The organism is Stenotrophomonas sp. STEN087, from assembly GCF_056759115.1.
The window spans coordinates 1-16,442 of the sequence record NZ_JBRRCR010000091.1; the positions used below are offsets into that span (position 1 = coordinate 1).

Genomic DNA, 16,442 nt, shown 5'->3' on the forward strand with positions numbered 1-16,442 from the left:
GGGCCATGCCCGGCGGAATGGGTGAACCGCGCTGCGCGCTCGCCGGGCATGGCCCGGCGCTACCGGGGCATTCCGCTTAGACGCCGGCGGCGCGCTTCCAGAATGCCTGCACCAGCGGCGGCCACTTGCCGACGCAGCCCAGCGCGCGGCCGCGGGCCAGGGTCAGGTGCATTTCGTCGTTGGAAAACAGGCGGTTGATCGCATCGAAGCTGTAGGCGGCAATCTGGTTGTCGCTGCGCCGTTCGCGCGCCCAGCGCTGCAGACGCTGCGGTGACAGCCGCGGCTGGCCACGGCGCTCGGCCGACGGCGCCAGCCACTGCTGCAGGGCGGCGACATCGCGCAGCCCCAGGTTCACGCCCTGCCCGGCCAGCGGGTGCACCACATGTGCGGCATCGCCCAGCGCCAGCACGCGGCCGGCCACGTAATGGCGGGCCAGCTGCCGGCGCAGCGGGAACGCCGCACGCGGCGAGGCCAGGCGCAGTTCGCCCAGGCGTGCGGCAAAGGCACGGGTCAGTTCGCGGTTGAAGGCGGCTTCGTCCAGGGCGAGCACGCGTGCGGCCTCGTCCTCGGGCAAGGTCCAGACAATCGAACTGCGGCGCTCGGCCACCGGCAGCAGGGCCAGCGGCCCGGTGGGCAGGAAGCGCTGCCAGGCGGTGGCCTGGTTGGGCAGTTCGCTGTCCACATAGGCCACCACGCCACGCTGGTGGTAATCGTGGCGCTCGACCTCGATCCCGGCCAGTTGGCGAAGGGTTGATTCGGCGCCATCGGCAGCCACGGCCAGCGCGGCATCCAGGCGACGGCCATCGTCCAGGCGCAGGCGCACGCCGTCTTCGTCCTGCTCCAGCGCTTCCACCCGCGCCGGACAGTGCAGCTGCACGCCAGCGGCCGGCAGCGCCGCCCACAGGCGGTCCTGCAGCAGCCCGTTCTCGACGATGTAGCCCAGCTCGCGACGACCGAAGCGGTCGGCGTCGAACAACAGATCCTCGCCACCGGCTGCATCCCACACCCGCATGCGCCGGTACGGCCAGGCACGGGCCTGGGCGATCGACGGCCACACGCCGAGGCGCTGCAGCAGCTGCACGTTGTCGGCGGCAAAGGCGAACACGCGCAGGTCCGGCTGCATGGCCTGCCACGGCGACGGCTCGCGGCCTTCGACCAGGGCGACCGACAGACCGGCATCGGCCAGCGCCAGCGCACAGGCCGCACCGACCACGCCACCGCCGACGATGGCCACGTCCAGGCGCATGCGGCGGCTCATACGGCCTCCCCACGGCACAGGCGCGGCACGTCACCGCGGAAACCCATCGCGCCGCCGACCAGCATCGACTGCACCGACGCGCGTTGCGCGGCGACCAGGCCCAGGCTGCGCAGCGGCCGCAGCAGCGGCGCCGGGTTGCTGGTCAGCCGGGCCAGGCCACCGGAGAACGCCACCGTCTGCCGGCGGTCCTCTTCGCGGCGGGCCACGTAGGCCTGCAGCAGGCCATCGCTGCCGGCATCACCGCCCGCGTCTTCCAGCAGCTCGGCCAGGGTCAGCGCATCGCGCAGGCCCAGGTTGAAACCCTGCGCCCCCAGCGGGTGGATGGTCTGCGCGGCATTGCCGAGCAGCACCGTGCGCTGCCCGGCCAGCGCGCGCGCCAGCACCTGGATGAGCGGATAGGCACTGCGCGGACCGGATTCAAGCAGGCGCCCGGCGCGCCAGCCCAGCGCATTCTGCAGGCGCTGCAGCCAGGCGGCATCGTCCAGCGCCATCACCGCCTCGGCCTGGTCACGGGCCACGCCGTGCACGCAGCCGAAGTGGCGGTCACCACGCGGCAGCAGTGCCGTCGGTCCGGTGTCGGTGAAACGCTCCCAGGCACTGCCATCGGGCGCACGCTGGCTGCGCACACGGGCGACGAACAGGGTCTGCAGGAAATCATGGCGGTCGACGTCGATGCCCAATGCCTCGCGCACGCCGCTGGCGGTACCGTCGGCACCGACCACCAGCCGTGCCTGCAGCACGCGCTCGCCGCTCTCGTCGGCCACGCGCACCTGGCGGTGGCCATCGACCACCTCGCCCAGGCCGAGGAAACGCATCGGCCGGTAACGGTGCAGGCGCGGCAGTTCCTGCAGGCGCGCTTCCAGCGCCTGGCCGAAATCGCGCGCCACCACCACCTGGCCGAACCACGGCCGGTCGTAATCGGCCGCGTCGAGCTGGACCCGGCCGAAATCCCCGGCGCGGCTGACATGGATGCGGCGGATCGGGCCGGGCGCCATCGCCAGCTTCTGCATCACCCCCAGCGCGGTCAGCGCATTGACGGTGGCGGCGGCGAAGCTGAGGTTGCGCTGGTCGAACACCGCCGGCAGTTCGCCGGCCGGGCTGGCCTCGAGCAGGCCCACGTCCAGGCCCAGCCGGTCCAGGGCGATGGCCAGGCTGGCTCCCACCAGACCGCCACCGACGATCAGCACATCATGTCGTTCACTCATGAGCCAATGATACGCGCTCGCCGCCGGGCCCTGCGCCAACCCGCGCGGCGGGCTAGAATGAAAGCTGAATCCGCTCCGGGCCCGCTGCCATGTCCGACACCGCCAACCGCGCCTTTGTCCTCTCCGTGCTTGTGCTGTTGCTGGCGGCGACCCGGGTCAACCACTTCGCAGCCATCCCCGATGCATCCTGGGCGGTGTTCTTCATCGGTGGCTTCTACCTGGCGCGCTGGACGCGCTGGGCCTTCCCGCTGCTGATGGTCTTCGCGGTGCTGGTGGACTGGATCGTGATCCGCAGCAGCGGCCTGGATTTCTGGCAGCACTACTGCGTCTCGCCGGGTTACTGGCTGCTGCTGCCGGCGTACTTCTCGCTGTGGGCCGGTGGCCTGCTGCTGGGCCGCAACTACCACGGCGCGCACTGGTCGACCCTGGGCAAGGGCGCACTGCTGCTGGTGGCATCGGTGGCGCTGTGCCACCTGCTGGCACAGGGCGGCTTCTACTGGACCACCCGCAACGTGGCCGAGCCGACCGTGGCCGGCTGGGCGCAGAACTACGCGCAGTGGTTCGGCCCCTACCTGCGCACCACGGCCCTCTACGTGGCGCTGGCCGCGGCCCTGCAGCTGGCAGTCGAGCAGGTGCTGAAGCTGCAGCAGGCCCGCCGCGACATCCAGCACTGAGCCATCGCATGGGCCATCGTCTCTCGCGCATCTACACCCGTACCGGCGATGACGGCAGCACCGGCCTCGGCGATGGCAGCCGGGTCGGCAAGGACGACCTGCGCGTGGCCTCGTACGGCACGGTGGATGAAGCCAATGCCGCCCTTGGCCTGCTGCTGGCCACGGCGCTGCCCGACGACGTGCGGGCGCTGGTGGTCCACCTGCAGCACCAGCTGTTCGACCTCGGCGCCGAGCTGTGCGTGCCGGGCCATGCCGCCATCCACGCCGCCGACATCTCGGCGCTGGAGCAGCAGTTGGATCATTACAACGCCGACCTGCCGATGCTGAAGGAATTCATCCTGCCGGCCGGCGGCGAAGCGGCCGCGCGCTGCCACCTCGCACGCACCATCGTGCGCCGGGCCGAGCGCGAGACGGTCGCCCTGGCGCGGGTGGAAAGCGTGCGCAGCGAAGCCCTGCAGTACCTCAACCGGCTGTCCGACCTGCTGTTCGTTCTGTCGCGGGTGCTGGCCCGTGCCGATGGCCACGGCGAGGCGCTGTGGCAGCCGCAGCACCGGCAGCGCTGACCGCCGATGCTGGTCTATACCCACCCCGCCTGCCTGCAGCACGACCCCGGCCCCGGCCATCCCGAGTGCCCGCAGCGGCTGCAGGGGGTGCTCGATGCCCTGCACCAGGCCTTCCCCGGCCAGCTGGACTGGCGCCAGGCGCCGCCGGCCAAGTTCGGTGAACTGAGCCGGGTGCACGACAGCGCCCTGCTCGACTTCGTCCTGCAGCCGCAGACCCTGCCGCTGCGCCAGCTCGACATGGACACCTGGACCTCGCCCGGTTCGGCCAGCGCCGCCGTGCACGCGGCCGGCGCCGGCGTGGCTGCGGTCGATGCGGTGATGCTCGGCGAGGATCCGCTGGCGTTCTGCGCGGTGCGCCCGCCCGGCCACCACGCCACCAGCAGCACGGCGATGGGCTTCTGCCTGCTCAACAACATCGCCGTGGCCGCCGCCTACGCGCGCGACCGCCACGGGCTGGAGCGCATCGCGGTGGTGGACTTCGATGTCCACCACGGCAACGGCACCCAGGACATCTTCCAGCACGACGCCCGGGTGTCGTACTACAGCACCCACCAGGCCGGGCTGTTCCCCAATTCGGGCCTGCGCCGCGACCGTGGCGCCGGCAACCTGATGAACATCCTGCTGCCGCCGGGCAGTGGCGGGTTCCGCTTCCGCAATGTCTGGGCCGACGAGATGCTGCCGGCCATCGACGACTTCCGCCCTCAGCTGCTGCTGATATCGGCCGGCTTCGACGCCCACCTGCGCGACCCGCAGGCCGACCTGATGCTGGAAACCGACGATTTCGCCTGGATCACCGCCGAACTGCATGCGCTGGCCCGCCGCCACGCGGCCGGTCGGGTGGTGTCGATGCTGGAGGGCGGCTATGACCTGCAGGCCCTGTCCGAGTGCACCGTGGCCCATGTCCAGGCCCTGCTGGAAGCGGCGTCCGGGCCACGGGCTGGATGAACCCGAACCGGCAGTGGGCGGCAACCTTCATTGCCCCTATGCAGCGGATGGGGCAATCTACCGTCCGTTTTCGCCCGAATCCGAACCGCGTGCGCCGAGCCCTCCGCCTGCTTCCCCTGCCCCTGAGCATCGCCGTCTGCCTTCCCGCGATGGCCGATGACAAGCCGCTCAACTGGGGCCTGTGCCCGGCAACCGAGGTCATTCCCGCCTTCACCGATGCCCCGACCCCGGTCCCCGTACCCGGGCAGGACAAGGCCGCCGCCAGCGCCGAACGCGAGCAGCAGCCCACCGACATCGAGGGTGACCAGCTGCTGGGCACCACCACCGTGCCGCAGTACCAGGGCAACGTGGCGCTGCGCCGTGGCGACCAGTTCGTCGGTACCGACAAGCTCAGCTTCGACACCGAGAGTGGCAACTACATCGCCGACGGCAATGTGCGCTACCAGGATGCGTCGATCCGCATGGTCGCCAAGCGTGCCGAGGGCAACCAGGAAAGCGACACCCACAAGATCACCGACATCCAGTACCAGCTGGTGTCGCGCCGTGGCAACGGCGATGCCGAATCGGTCGACCTGCAGGGCGCCGTCGGCCAGATGCACCGCTCGACCTACACCACCTGCGATCCCTCGCAGCCGGTGTGGAAGCTGTCGGCGCCGGAAATCGAAGTGGACAACGACGAAGGCTTTGGCACCGCCCGCAATGCCGTGCTGCGCATCGGCAAGGTGCCGGTGCTGTGGGCGCCGTACTTCAAGTTCCCGATCGACGACCGCCGCAAGACCGGCCTGCTGTTCCCGCAGCTGGGCATGTCCGGCCGCAACGGCTTCGATTACGCCCAGCCGATCTACCTGAACCTGGCGCCGAACTACGACGACACGCTGACGCCGCGCTACATGAGCCGGCGCGGCCTGATGCTCGACAACGAGTTCCGCTACCTCTACAACGGCGGCCGCGGCGAACTGCTGACCTCCTACATCCCCAACGACAAGCTGCGCGACATGGACCGCGGCCGGGTGATGTTCAGTGGCTACCACAACGTCGACAGCCACTGGCAGGCGCGCGCCAACCTGGCCTGGGTCAGTGACGAGCGCTACATCGAGGACTTCGCCAACCGCCTGGTCGGCGTCACCGCGTCCAACCTGCAGAGCACCATCGGCCTGTACGGCACCGGCCAGGACTGGACCGCCGGCATCATGGCCGACCGCTGGCAGCTGACCGATTACACGCTGACCGAGTCGGCGCTGGCCTACAACCGCCAGCCGCGCGTGTACTTCAACTGGGACAAGTCGCTGCTGCCGTGGGTGGAAACCTCGCTGTACGCCGAGGCCGTGCGCTTCACCCACGATGACATCAACCTGAAGACCGTGGACAGCGAGGGCGAGTACGTGCGCACCGGCGTGCGCCAGACCGACGGCATCGGTGTCAGTGGGGGCTCACGCCTGGACATCAAGCCGTCCGTCTCGTTCCCGATCAGCGGCGCGGCCTGGTATGTGACCCCTACCCTGGCCTACCGCTACACCGCTTACCAGTTGGACCGCAGCCTGGTGGACGGCGTCAACGGCATCCGTGGCCAGATCCTTCGCTCGCAGGGCATTGATCCGACCACCGCGACCCCGGACCAGCTGCGCGGGAACACCTCGCCCAGCCGCAGTATGCCGATCGCCAGCCTGGATGCCGGCCTGTTCTTCGACCGCGACACCAAGATCGGCGGCAAGTCCTTCCTGCAGACCCTGGAGCCGCGCCTGTTCTACCTGCGCACGCCCTACCGCAACCAGGACGACCTGCCGATCTTCGATACCCGTGACTTCACCTTCAGCTGGGGCCAGCTGTTCCGCGATTCGCGCTACACCGGCGCCGACCGCCAGAACGACGCCAACCAGCTGACCATGGCGCTGAGCACCCGCTTCATCGACCAGACCACGGGCAAGGAACGCTTCTCGGCCTCGATCGGCCAGATCCAGTACTTCGACGAGTCGCGGGTGACCGTGACCCCGGGCGGCGCCCCGGTCGAAAAGGGCAAGTCGGCCTGGATCGCCGATTCGAACTACATGATCAACGACCGCTGGACCCTCGGCGCCACCTACCAGTGGGACCCGAAGTACAAGCGTGAGGATCTGGCCAGCGTCCGCGCCCGCTACCTGATGTCCAACGACGGCGTGGTCAACCTGAGCTACCGCTACCGCATCAACGCCGGTGCGGCGGCCAATGCCACCAAGGAAGAGCGCACCCTGCTGGAACAGGCTGACCTGTCGTTCCTGTACCCGCTGAACGAGCGCTGGAGCCTGGTCGGCCGCTATTACTACTCCATCCAGGACAGCAAGCCGCTGGAAATCATCGGCGGCGTGCAGTGGGACAGCTGCTGCCTGGCCGTGCGCGCCGTGGCCCGCCGCTACGTGCGCAACCGCGAGGGTGATCTGAACAACTCCATCCAGCTCGAGTTCGTGCTCAAGGGCCTGAGCTCGCTGGGCCAGGACACGGACCGCACCCTGCGCCGTGCTATCCTCGGGTACAACCGCGACGACCTCTATCTCGTGCCGCCCAGCAACACCGGGGCGACCCGGGACGACTACGATCCAAACCAGATCCCATGACCAAGAGCTTCCCCGTCCTACTCGCTTCGCTGCTGGCCGTGTCCAGCGTGTCCGCCCCCCTCCAGGTCATCGCCCAGGAGGCCCAGCCGCTGGACCGCATTGCAGCCATCGTCGATGAGGACGTGGTGCTGCAGAGCGAACTGCAGCGTGCGATCGTCAACATCAAGGCCCAGTACGCCGGTCGTGAGAACCAGCTGCCGCCCGACGACGTGCTCAGCCGCCAGGTGCTCGAGCGTCTGGTGCTGGTCAAGCTGCAGGTCGCCCGCGCCCAGGGCAGCGGCATCCGCATCAGCGACCAGGAACTGAACCAGGCGATGAACTCGATCGCCCAGCAGAACGGTTCCAACCTGGACGCCCTGCGCCAGCGCCTGGCCAGCGACGGCATCGATTTCGCCGATTTCCGCGCCTCGGTGCGTGACGAGATCACCGTGCAGCGCCTGCGCCAGAGCTTCGCCCAGAGCCGCATCAGCGTCAGCGAAGGCGAGGTCGATGCTGCCCTGAAGCAGCAGGCCACCGTCGGCAACCAGTACCACCTGGCGCACATCCTGGTGGCCCTGCCCGACGGCGCCACTGCCGAACAGATCTCCACCGGCCAGAAGAAGGCCGACGGCGTGAAGGCACTGCTGGACAAGGGCGAGCTGGACTTCAACGCCGCCGCCGTCCGCTATTCGGACAGCCCCAACGCGCTGGAAGGCGGCGATCTGGGCTGGCGCAGCCTGGATGAGATCCCGGCCGCCTTCGCGCAGATGATGCAGCAGATGAAGGCCGGCGACGTGGTCGGTCCGATCCGTGGCCCGAGCGGCTTCCAGCTGCTGAAGCTGGTGGAAGTGCGCGATGCCAACGCCGCCTCTGGCGACCACACCGTCACCGAGTACCACGGCCGCCACATCCTGGTGCGCGTGGACGACAACCAGACCGACGCGGCCGCCAAGGCCAAGATCGACACCCTGCGTGCCCGCATCGTCGGCGGTGCCGACTTCCAGGCCGTGGCCAAGGAATCGTCGGAAGACAACAACAGCAAGGGCCAGGGCGGCGATCTGGGCTGGTTCCCGGCCGATGCCTTCGGTCCGGCGTTCGGCCAGCAGGTCGAAGGCATCCAGGACGGCGGCGTCAGCCAGCCGTTCCGTACCGATGCCGGCTGGCACATCGTGCAGCGCGTTGCCACGCGCCAGACCGACGTGACCAGCGACAACCAGCGTGCCCAGGTCCGCGAGACCATCGGCCGCCGCAAGCTGGAAGACGAATACAACCGTTTCCTGCAGGAACTGCGTGGCGAAGCCTACGTCAGCTTCCGCAGTGGCGACCGCGCGGAGAACACCGCGACGCCGCAGCAGCCCTGACCGATGCGCCCCGAGCTCGCTCTGGTACCGGGCGAGCCGGCGGGGATCGGCCCGGAGCTGTGCGTCCGCCTTGTCCAGCAGCCGCGTGATGATTGCCGGCTGCTGGCCTTCGCCGACCCGGATACCCTGCGCGCGGCCGCGGCCGCGCTGAAGCTGCCCCTGCAGCTGCTGCCCGAGGATGCCGAGGCCCGCCTGCCCGGCGACCTGCGCCTGCGCGCCCTCGGCAACTCCACCCCCAGCCACTTCGGCCAGACCGATCCCGCCAATGCGGGCGCGGTGATCGGCGCGTTGCTGGCGGCCGGCCAGGCCTGCCTGTCCGGCGAGCTGCAGGGCGTGGTCACCGGCCCGGTGCACAAGGCGGTGATCAACCAGGGCGGCATCGCCTACGGCGGCACCACCGAACTGCTGGCCGACCAGGCCGGGGTGAAGGTGGTGATGATGCTGGCCAACGACATCGTGCGCGTGGCCCTGGCCACCACCCACCTGCCGCTGCGCGAGGTGGCCGATGCGATCACCGCGCCCAGCCTGGAACACACCCTGCGCACCGTGCATGCCGCGCTGCGCCGCGAGTTCGGCCTGCCCGCGCCACGCATTGCCGTGCTCGGGCTGAACCCGCATGCCGGCGAAGACGGCCACCTCGGCCGCGAGGAGCTGGACCTGGTCATCCCCCTGCTGCAGCGCCTGCGCGCGGAGGGCATGGACCTGGTCGGGCCGCTGCCGGCCGATACCGCCTTCCTGCCGGCCAAGCTGGCCGGCTTCGACACCGTGCTGGCCATGTACCACGACCAGGGCCTGCCGGTGCTGAAGTATTCCGGCTTCGAACAGGCCGTGAACCTGACCCTGGGCCTGCCCTACCCGCGCGTGGCCGTCGACCACGGCACCGCGCTGGAGCTGGCCGGACGTGGCATCGCCGATCCTTCCAGCCTGCAGGCCGCAACGGCGCTGTGTGCGCGGCTGGCCCGGCAACGTACACTGAGCGCATGAATTCCCCGCATTCCCCCTCCGGCCCGGTGTTCACCGCCCCGGCCAAGAAGCAGCTTGGCCAGCATTTCCTGGCCGACCGCCACTACATCGACAAGATCGTGATGGCGGTCAATCCCAAGGACGGTGACCGTCTGGTCGAGATCGGCCCCGGCCAGGGCGCGATCACCCTGCCCCTGCTGCGCGTGCACCCGACGCTGACGGTGATCGAGTTCGACCGCGACCTGATCGCGCCGCTCACCGCCGCCGCCGAACCGCTGGGCGATCTGACCATCGTCCAGGGCGACGTGCTGCGCGTGGATTTCACCGCGCTGGCCGCCGGCGAGCCGATCCGCCTGGTCGGCAACCTGCCCTACAACATCTCCTCGCCCATCCTGTTCCACGCGCTGGAGCACGCCGCGGTCGTCCGCGACATGCACTTCATGCTGCAGAAGGAAGTGGTGGACCGCATGGCTGCCGGCCCGGGCAGCAAGGTCTATGGCCGCCTCAGCGTGATGCTGCAGGCCTACTGCCAGGTGACCTCGCTGTTCGTGGTGCCGCCGGGCGCGTTCCGGCCGCCGCCGAAGGTCGATTCGGCCGTGGTGCGGCTGGTGCCGCGTGACCCGGCCAGCGTCAACATCAACGACCACAAGCGCTTTGCCGACGTGGTCAAGGCCGCCTTCGGGCAGCGCCGCAAGACCCTGCGCAATGCGCTCAACAACGTCGTCACGGCCGAGCAGTTCGCGGCCGCCGGCGTGCGCCCCGATGCCCGTGCAGAACAGCTGGATGTGGCTGAATTCATCGCTTTGGCCAATGCCACCTGATTACACTGCCGGTATGGAAGACGCTGACGTTTACGCCATTACTGTCGAGGTTGCTCCGCGCTTCCTCGACGACCAATCCGCGCCGGAAGACGGCCGCTATGCGTTCGCCTATACGATCCGCATCCACAACCAGGGGCGCGTTGCCGCGCGCCTGGTCGCCCGCCACTGGCGCATCACCGATGCCAACGGCCGTGTCGAGCATGTCGATGGCGACGGGGTGATCGGCGAGCAGCCGCGCCTGCGCCCGGGTGAAGACTTCCGTTACACCTCGGGTGTCATGCTGGGGACCGACCACGGGACCATGCAGGGCCACTACGACATGGTTGCCGATGACGGCACCGAATTCGCCGCGCCGGTCGCACCTTTCGTGCTGGCCGTGCCGCGTACCCTGCACTGACACGGAGGCCGGACGATGAGTGTATGGGCGATCGGCGACCTGCAGGGCTGCTACGACGTGACCCAGCGACTGCTGGAAAAGATCCGCTTCGACCCGGCGCAGGACACCCTGTGGTTCTGCGGCGACCTGGTGAACCGCGGCGGACAGTCGCTGGAAACCCTGCGCCTGGTGCATTCGCTGCGCGAGCACAGCGTGGTGGTGCTGGGCAACCATGACCTCTCGCTGCTGGCCGTCGGTGCGCGCACCGAAGAGGAACAGCGCAAGGTCAACCCGGACCTGCTGCGCATCGTGCAGGCCGAGGACCGCGACGAGCTGCTGGACTGGCTGCGCCTGCAGAAGCTGGTGCACGTGGACCGCGAGCTGGGCTGGATGATGGTGCATGCCGGCCTGGCGCCGAAGTGGACCACGCAGATGGCCGAGAAGCACGCCGCCGAGGTGGAAGTGCAGCTGCATGGCGCCGGCTACCGCAAGCTGTTCCGCAACATGTACGGCGACAAGCCGAGCTGGGCACCGAACCTGTCCGGCTACGACCGCTCGCGCGCGATCATCAACGTGCTCACCCGCATGCGCTACTGCACCCCGCGTGGGCGCATCGGCATCGAGGACAAGGGCACGCCGGGCACGCAGGAACAGGGGCTGTATCCCTGGTTCGAAGTACCGGGCCGGGTCGAGCGCGACCTGAAGGTGGTCTGTGGCCACTGGTCGGCGCTGGGCCTGACCATCACCCAGGGCGTGCATGCCATCGACACCGGTGCGGTGTGGGGCGGCAAGCTCACCGCCATCCAGCTCGACACCGACGAACTGCGTGTGGTGCAGGTACCCGGCCGGGATGTGCCGGCACCGGTGGCCAATGCCCGCCCGCCGGCACGACCGGCGCGCGAGCGGCCGGCCGCTGCCGCGCAGGACAAGGAAGCGGCCGCAGCACCTGCCGCCAACCGTGGCCCGCGTCGTCGTCGTCGCCGTGGTGGTGGTGGTGGTGGTGGTGGTGGTGGCGGCAACAGCGCACCGCCGCAGGGCTGAGGCCTGTACGGGTAGAGTCGACTGTCAGTCGACTCGCGCGCGCCGCGCGGGGTTTTCCGCGATTTGATGCAGGAGCAGTCGACCAACGGTCGACTCTACCCATGGTCAGCGACGCACGTAGTGCACGAACCGGAACGCGTACGCGTGGCGCGCATCGGCCGGATGCGGCTCGCTGCTGGTTTCCTGCCACACGCCCGGATCCACCTCGGGGAAATGGGTGTCGGCCGGTACGTCTGCATCCACCCAGGTCAGGTACAGATCACTGGCCTGGTCCAGCAGCTGGCGGAAGATCTCGCCGCCGCCGATGATGCACAGCTCGCTGGCGCCCTCGCCTTCGGCAATGGCCTTCGCCTCGTCCAGCGACGCCACCGCGCGCATGCCCTCGAACGGCACCTGGCCGCTGCGGGTCAGCACCAGGTTGGTCCGCCCCGGCAGCACGCGGCCGATCGATTCGGCAGTCTTGCGCCCCATCAGGATCGGCTTGCCCAGGGTGAGCGCCTTGAAGTGCTTGAAGTCGTCCGGCAGGTGCCAGGGCATCGCGTTGCCCTGGCCGATGCCACGGTTGCGGTCCAGTGCCACGATCATCGACAGCTTCATTGCACTCATACCGCCACCGGCGCCTTGATCGCCGGGTGCGGGGCGTAGCCATCAATGCGGATGTCGTCGAACTGGAAACCGAACAGGTCGGTCACCTCCGGGTTCAACCACAGCTTGGGCAGCGCGCGCGGTTCACGCGACAGCTGCTCGCGGGCCTGCTCGTAGTGGTTCGAATACAGGTGCGCATCGCCCAGCGTATGCACGAAGTCGCCCACGCCCAGGCCGGTGGCCTGCGCCACCATGTGGGTCAGCAGCGCGTAGCTGGCGATGTTGAACGGCACGCCGAGGAAGATGTCGCCGCTGCGCTGGTACAGCTGGCAGCTGAGCTTGCCGTCGACCACGTAGAACTGGAACAGGTTGTGGCACGGCATCAGCGCCATCTGCGAAAGCTCGCCCACGTTCCAGGCGCTGACCACCAGCCGGCGCGAATCGGGGTTGCGCTTGATCTCGTCCACCAGCCACTGCATCTGGTCGATCTCGCGGCCATCGGCGGTGGCCCAGCTGCGCCACTGCTTGCCGTAGACCGGGCCGAGGTCGCCGTTCTCGTCGGCCCACTCGTCCCAGATGCGCACCTGGTTGTCCTTCAGGTAGCCGATGTTGGTATCGCCCTTCAGGAACCACAGCAGCTCGTGGATGATCGAGCGCAGGTGCAGCTTCTTGGTGGTGACCAGCGGGAAGCCTTCGTTGAGGTCGAAGCGCATCTGCCAGCCGAACACGCTGCGGGTGCCGGTGCCGGTGCGGTCGCTCTTCTCGGTGCCGTGCTCGAGCACATGCGACAGCAGGTCGAGGTAGGCCTTCATGCCTTGCCCTCCGCGGCCACCATCGGCTGCGGCTGCAGCACCGGCGCGCGGCGCGACAGGGCCAGCAGCACCAGGCCGAAGGCGATGAGCGGCACGCACAGGATCTGGCCCTTGGTCAGCCAGCCGAAGGCGATGTAGATGCCGTTGTCGGGCATGCGCACGAACTCGAGGCCAAAGCGGAAGATGCCGTACATGAGCGCGAACAGCCCTGACACCACGTAGCGATGCCGCGGCTTGGCAGACACCAGCCACAGCACGGTGAACATCACCAGCCCTTCCAGGGCTGCTTCATACAGCTGCGACGGATGACGGGCGTACTGGTTCAGCGCACCGGTGGCGAACTGCGCCTGCAGGGTGGCGTGGTCGAGCTGGTTCAACGGAGCCGGCAGGCCGGACGGGAACACCACGCCCCAGGTGCCGTCAGTGTACTTGCCCCACAACTCTGCGCCGATGAAGTTGCCGACCCGGCCCAGCGCCAGGCCGATCGGCACCAGCGGGGCGATGAAATCGACGGTGTCGAACAGATGCAGGCGATTGCGGCGCGACCACCACCAGCAGGCCACCACCACGCCCAGCAGGCCGCCGTGGAAGCTCATGCCGCCATCCCACACCTTGAACAGCAGCAGCGGGTTGTGCAGGAAATCGCCCAGCGCGTAGAACAGCATGTAGCCGATGCGCCCGCCCAGCACCACGCCGAGCATGGCGTAGAACAGCAGGTCGGAGAAACCGTTGGCATCGACGCCCGGCAGGCGGCCCTCGGCGATGCGCTTGCGGCCCAGCAGCCAGGCCGCGGTGAAGCCGAGCAGGTACATGATGCCGTACCAGTGCACCTTGATCGGCCCCAGCGAAAGGGCGATGGGGTCGATGTCGTGGAAATAGATCATGGAAGCTGCCTTGCGGGAGTACGGGTATTTTACGGCTCAACCCAGGATCTGCGGGGTGTCGGGCAGGCCGTCATCATCGGACCGCGTGGCGGCCGGAAAGTGCCCCTCCACCAGCGCGGAGACTTCATCGATGGCGCTGCGCAGCGCCTCGACCGGGTTGGCCCCGCGCAGGCCCTCGCGCAGATGGGTGCAGACCCGCTGCCACTGCGCGGGGCTGACCCGGCCGTGCAGGCCGCGGTCGGCCACGATCTCGATGGCGTGGTCGGCCAGCAGCAGGTAGATCAGTACGCCGTTGTTGTGGTGGGTATCCCAGGTGCGCAGCTGGGCGAAGGCCTGCTCGGCCGCCTGCCGCGGGGTCACGCCCCGCCACAGCGCGTGCAGCGGCAGGTCCGCCTCCACCGCGAACATCACCTGGCCGCCATGGCGTGCCTCGCCGGCGGCAATGGCCTCGGTGATGGCCTGCAGGGTGTCCGGCGGGAAGGCCCGCCGCACCGAGGGCGCGACCACATGACGGAGCAGGCGCCGGATCATCACCAGCCCCCCGAGGCGCCGCCGCCACCGGAGCGGCCACCACCACCGCCCCAGCCACCGCCGCCGCCGAAACCGCCACCACCGCCGAAGCCACCGCCCCCACCCCAGCTGCCGCCGCCCCAGCCGCCGCCCCCGGCAAAGCGCCCGGGGTGGCCGGACAGCATCGCCACGACCAGGCCGACGATGCCGGCCAGGCCGCTGGCCAGCAGGGTGGAAGTGAACAGGAACGCGGCCAGCGCCGCGCCGCCGCCGCCGAGCAGGCCGCGCAGCGGGCGTGGCACCCGCGAGAACACCCCGCGCAGGATGCTGCCGGCGAACACGCCGATGAACAGCGCCAGGACCCAGGTATCGCCACCACCACCCGGTTCGTGGCCGCGCTGGCCGCTGACCGGCGCCGGCAACGGCTCGCCATCGACCAGCTTCACCAGCACGGCCGTGGCGTCGGTGATGCCACCGGCGTAATCGCCGCTGCGGAAGCGCGGCACCAGGTATTCCTGGATGACCCGGTTGGCAATGGCATCGGGAATCGCGCCTTCCAGGCCGTAGCCCGGCTCGATGCGCACGCGCCGGTCATCCTTGGCCACCACCAGCAGCACGCCGTCATCCACGCCCTTGCGGCCGATCTGCCACTGGTCGAAGACGCGGGTGGTGTACTGGGCGATGTCCTCGGGCTGGGTGCTGGGCACCACCAGCACCTGCAGCTGGCTGCCCTTGCGCTGCTGCAGGTCCAGTGCCTGCTGCACCAGCGCCTGCTTCTGCGCGGCATCGAGGGTGCCGGTGGTATCGACCACCGGCGAATCCAGCGCGGGAATCGGCGCCAGCGACTGCGCCTGCGAGGCCAGCGGCAGCCACAGCAGGAACGCCAGCAGCAGCGCGGTGGCCAGGCGCATCGGTCAGTGCGCCGGCTGCGGTGCCGGCTGCTGCTGCGGCGTGGTGCCGAAGTCGACCACCGGCGCGTTGGAGATCTGCGCTTCGTTCTCGACGCTGAAGTTGGGCTTGGGCTGGTAGCCGAAGAGCTTCGCGGTGACCAGCTGCGGGAACGAGCGGATGTAGGTGTTGTAGTCCTGCACCTGCTGGATGTAGCGGCCGCGAGCCACGGTGATGCGGTTCTCGGTGCCTTCCAGCTGCGCCTGCAGGTCGCGGAAGTTGGCGTCGGACTTCAGCACCGGATAGTTCTCGGTGACCACCAGCAGGCGCGACAGCGCGCTGCCCAGTTCGCCCTGCGCCTGCTGGAACTGCTTGAGCGAGGCCGGGTCATCGGCGTTGACGTTGATCTGGCCGACGCGCGAGCGGGCGTTGGTGACTTCGGTCAGCACGCGCTCTTCCTGGCTGGCGAAACCTTTGACGGTCTGCACGAGGTTGGGCACCAGGTCGGCGCGGCGCTTGTACTGGTTGAGTACTTCGGACCAGCTGGCCTTGACCGCCTCATCCTTCTGCTGGATGGCGTTGTAGCCGCAGCCGGAGAGCAGGGAGGCCAGCAGCAGCAGGGGCAGGACGCGGGTGAAAAGGCGCATGGCGGGAGTTCCGGGAGGACTGGTTGCCGAGCATGCCATGGTTCGCGTTAACGCCAGCGTGGAGGTCGGCCATCGGGCGGTGCCCCCTCCGCGGTGGTTCAGTGCGGGATCTTGTGATTGGCCGGGAGGGTGGGTTGGCTGGGGGACGCTGCAAGTACGTCCCTGTAAGCTCGGTCGCCGCTTGCTCGTGTGCGATGTCCTGCGCACACGGCAAGACCGGGGTTGGGCGTCCTGCCCAACCCGCCCGAGGCATGCCTCGGGCCCATGGCGGTCACGCCCCCAGCCCACCCACCCTCCCGACCAAGGACGGGTTAACGGCACCGCGCGGGATAGATCAAAAAA

General features: G+C 69.1%; 17 protein-coding genes. 9 read left to right on the forward strand and 8 right to left on the reverse strand.

What is annotated here, in order from left to right:
• Positions 1-76: 76 nt before the first annotated feature.
• Complete coding sequence (locus ACVOK1_RS17635) at positions 77-1,258, reverse strand: UbiH/UbiF family hydroxylase (protein ID WP_481562810.1); 1,182 nt, start codon at positions 1,256-1,258, stop codon at positions 77-79.
• On the reverse strand, positions 1,255-2,463 hold the full coding sequence (gene ubiH, locus ACVOK1_RS17640) for a 2-octaprenyl-6-methoxyphenyl hydroxylase (protein WP_481562811.1): 1,209 nt from the start codon (positions 2,461-2,463) through the stop codon (positions 1,255-1,257). The genes ACVOK1_RS17635 and ubiH overlap by 4 nt, the downstream gene beginning before the upstream one ends.
• Positions 2,464-2,552: 89 nt before the next feature.
• Between ubiH and ACVOK1_RS17645 the strand changes: the two genes are divergently transcribed.
• The 9 genes from ACVOK1_RS17645 to ACVOK1_RS17685 all read left to right on the forward strand — a co-directional run bounded on the left by ACVOK1_RS17645 (position 2,553) and on the right by ACVOK1_RS17685 (position 11,774).
• Positions 2,553-3,137, forward strand: coding sequence for a hypothetical protein (locus ACVOK1_RS17645; protein ID WP_481562812.1), 585 nt, complete (start codon positions 2,553-2,555; stop codon positions 3,135-3,137).
• An 8-nt stretch (positions 3,138-3,145) separates the two neighbouring features.
• A complete protein-coding gene (locus tag ACVOK1_RS17650; protein WP_108767803.1) occupies positions 3,146-3,700 on the forward strand; it encodes a cob(I)yrinic acid a,c-diamide adenosyltransferase in 555 nt (184 codons plus the stop codon).
• 6 nt (positions 3,701-3,706) lie between these two features.
• Positions 3,707-4,645 (forward strand): histone deacetylase family protein, encoded by a 939-nt coding sequence (locus ACVOK1_RS17655; RefSeq protein WP_481562813.1) that lies wholly within the window; start codon positions 3,707-3,709, stop codon positions 4,643-4,645.
• 89 nt (positions 4,646-4,734) lie between these two features.
• Positions 4,735-7,233: an LPS-assembly protein LptD gene (gene lptD / locus ACVOK1_RS17660; RefSeq protein WP_481562814.1), complete on the forward strand. Its 2,499-nt coding sequence runs from the start codon at positions 4,735-4,737 to the stop codon at positions 7,231-7,233.
• On the forward strand, positions 7,230-8,573 hold the full coding sequence (locus ACVOK1_RS17665) for a peptidylprolyl isomerase (RefSeq protein WP_481562815.1): 1,344 nt from the start codon (positions 7,230-7,232) through the stop codon (positions 8,571-8,573). Before lptD ends, ACVOK1_RS17665 begins: the two co-directional genes overlap by 4 nt.
• 3 nt (positions 8,574-8,576) lie before the next feature.
• Positions 8,577-9,557, forward strand: a complete 981-nt coding sequence (gene pdxA / locus ACVOK1_RS17670) for a 4-hydroxythreonine-4-phosphate dehydrogenase PdxA (RefSeq protein ID WP_481562816.1) — start codon at positions 8,577-8,579, stop codon at positions 9,555-9,557.
• Positions 9,554-10,357 carry a 16S rRNA (adenine(1518)-N(6)/adenine(1519)-N(6))-dimethyltransferase RsmA gene (rsmA, locus tag ACVOK1_RS17675; RefSeq protein WP_108767798.1) on the forward strand — a complete coding sequence of 268 codons (804 nt, stop codon included), beginning with the start codon at positions 9,554-9,556 and terminating at the stop codon, positions 10,355-10,357. Before pdxA ends, rsmA begins: the two co-directional genes overlap by 4 nt.
• Before the next feature lie 13 nt (positions 10,358-10,370).
• Positions 10,371-10,754: a Co2+/Mg2+ efflux protein ApaG gene (apaG, locus tag ACVOK1_RS17680; protein WP_079220685.1), complete on the forward strand. Its 384-nt coding sequence runs from the start codon at positions 10,371-10,373 to the stop codon at positions 10,752-10,754.
• A 15-nt stretch (positions 10,755-10,769) separates the two neighbouring features.
• Positions 10,770-11,774, forward strand: coding sequence for a symmetrical bis(5'-nucleosyl)-tetraphosphatase (locus tag ACVOK1_RS17685; protein ID WP_481562817.1), 1,005 nt, complete (start codon positions 10,770-10,772; stop codon positions 11,772-11,774).
• 105 nt (positions 11,775-11,879) lie between these two features.
• On the opposite strand, the gene ACVOK1_RS17690 is transcribed toward ACVOK1_RS17685, so the two are convergent.
• Genes ACVOK1_RS17690 through ACVOK1_RS17715 form a run of 6 tightly spaced genes read right to left on the reverse strand, consistent with a single transcriptional unit; the run spans position 11,880 to position 16,100 of the window.
• Positions 11,880-12,371, reverse strand: coding sequence for a dihydrofolate reductase (locus ACVOK1_RS17690; protein WP_481562821.1), 492 nt, complete (start codon positions 12,369-12,371; stop codon positions 11,880-11,882).
• A 5-nt stretch (positions 12,372-12,376) separates the two neighbouring features.
• Positions 12,377-13,171, reverse strand: a complete 795-nt coding sequence (locus ACVOK1_RS17695) for a thymidylate synthase (protein WP_481562818.1) — start codon at positions 13,169-13,171, stop codon at positions 12,377-12,379.
• Positions 13,168-14,055 (reverse strand): prolipoprotein diacylglyceryl transferase, encoded by an 888-nt coding sequence (lgt, locus tag ACVOK1_RS17700; protein WP_481562819.1) that lies wholly within the window; start codon positions 14,053-14,055, stop codon positions 13,168-13,170. The genes ACVOK1_RS17695 and lgt overlap by 4 nt, the downstream gene beginning before the upstream one ends.
• A gap of 36 nt (positions 14,056-14,091) precedes the next feature.
• Complete coding sequence (locus ACVOK1_RS17705; protein ID WP_108767793.1) at positions 14,092-14,586, reverse strand: TPM domain-containing protein; 495 nt, start codon at positions 14,584-14,586, stop codon at positions 14,092-14,094.
• Positions 14,586-15,476, reverse strand: a complete 891-nt coding sequence (locus ACVOK1_RS17710) for a TPM domain-containing protein (protein WP_406232930.1) — start codon at positions 15,474-15,476, stop codon at positions 14,586-14,588. Before ACVOK1_RS17710 ends, ACVOK1_RS17705 begins: the two co-directional genes overlap by 1 nt.
• A gap of 3 nt (positions 15,477-15,479) precedes the next feature.
• The gene (locus tag ACVOK1_RS17715; RefSeq protein WP_481562820.1) at positions 15,480-16,100 is read right to left on the reverse strand and encodes a LemA family protein; all 621 of its coding nucleotides are present in this window, start codon (positions 16,098-16,100) and stop codon (positions 15,480-15,482) included.
• Positions 16,101-16,442 lie beyond the last annotated feature (342 nt).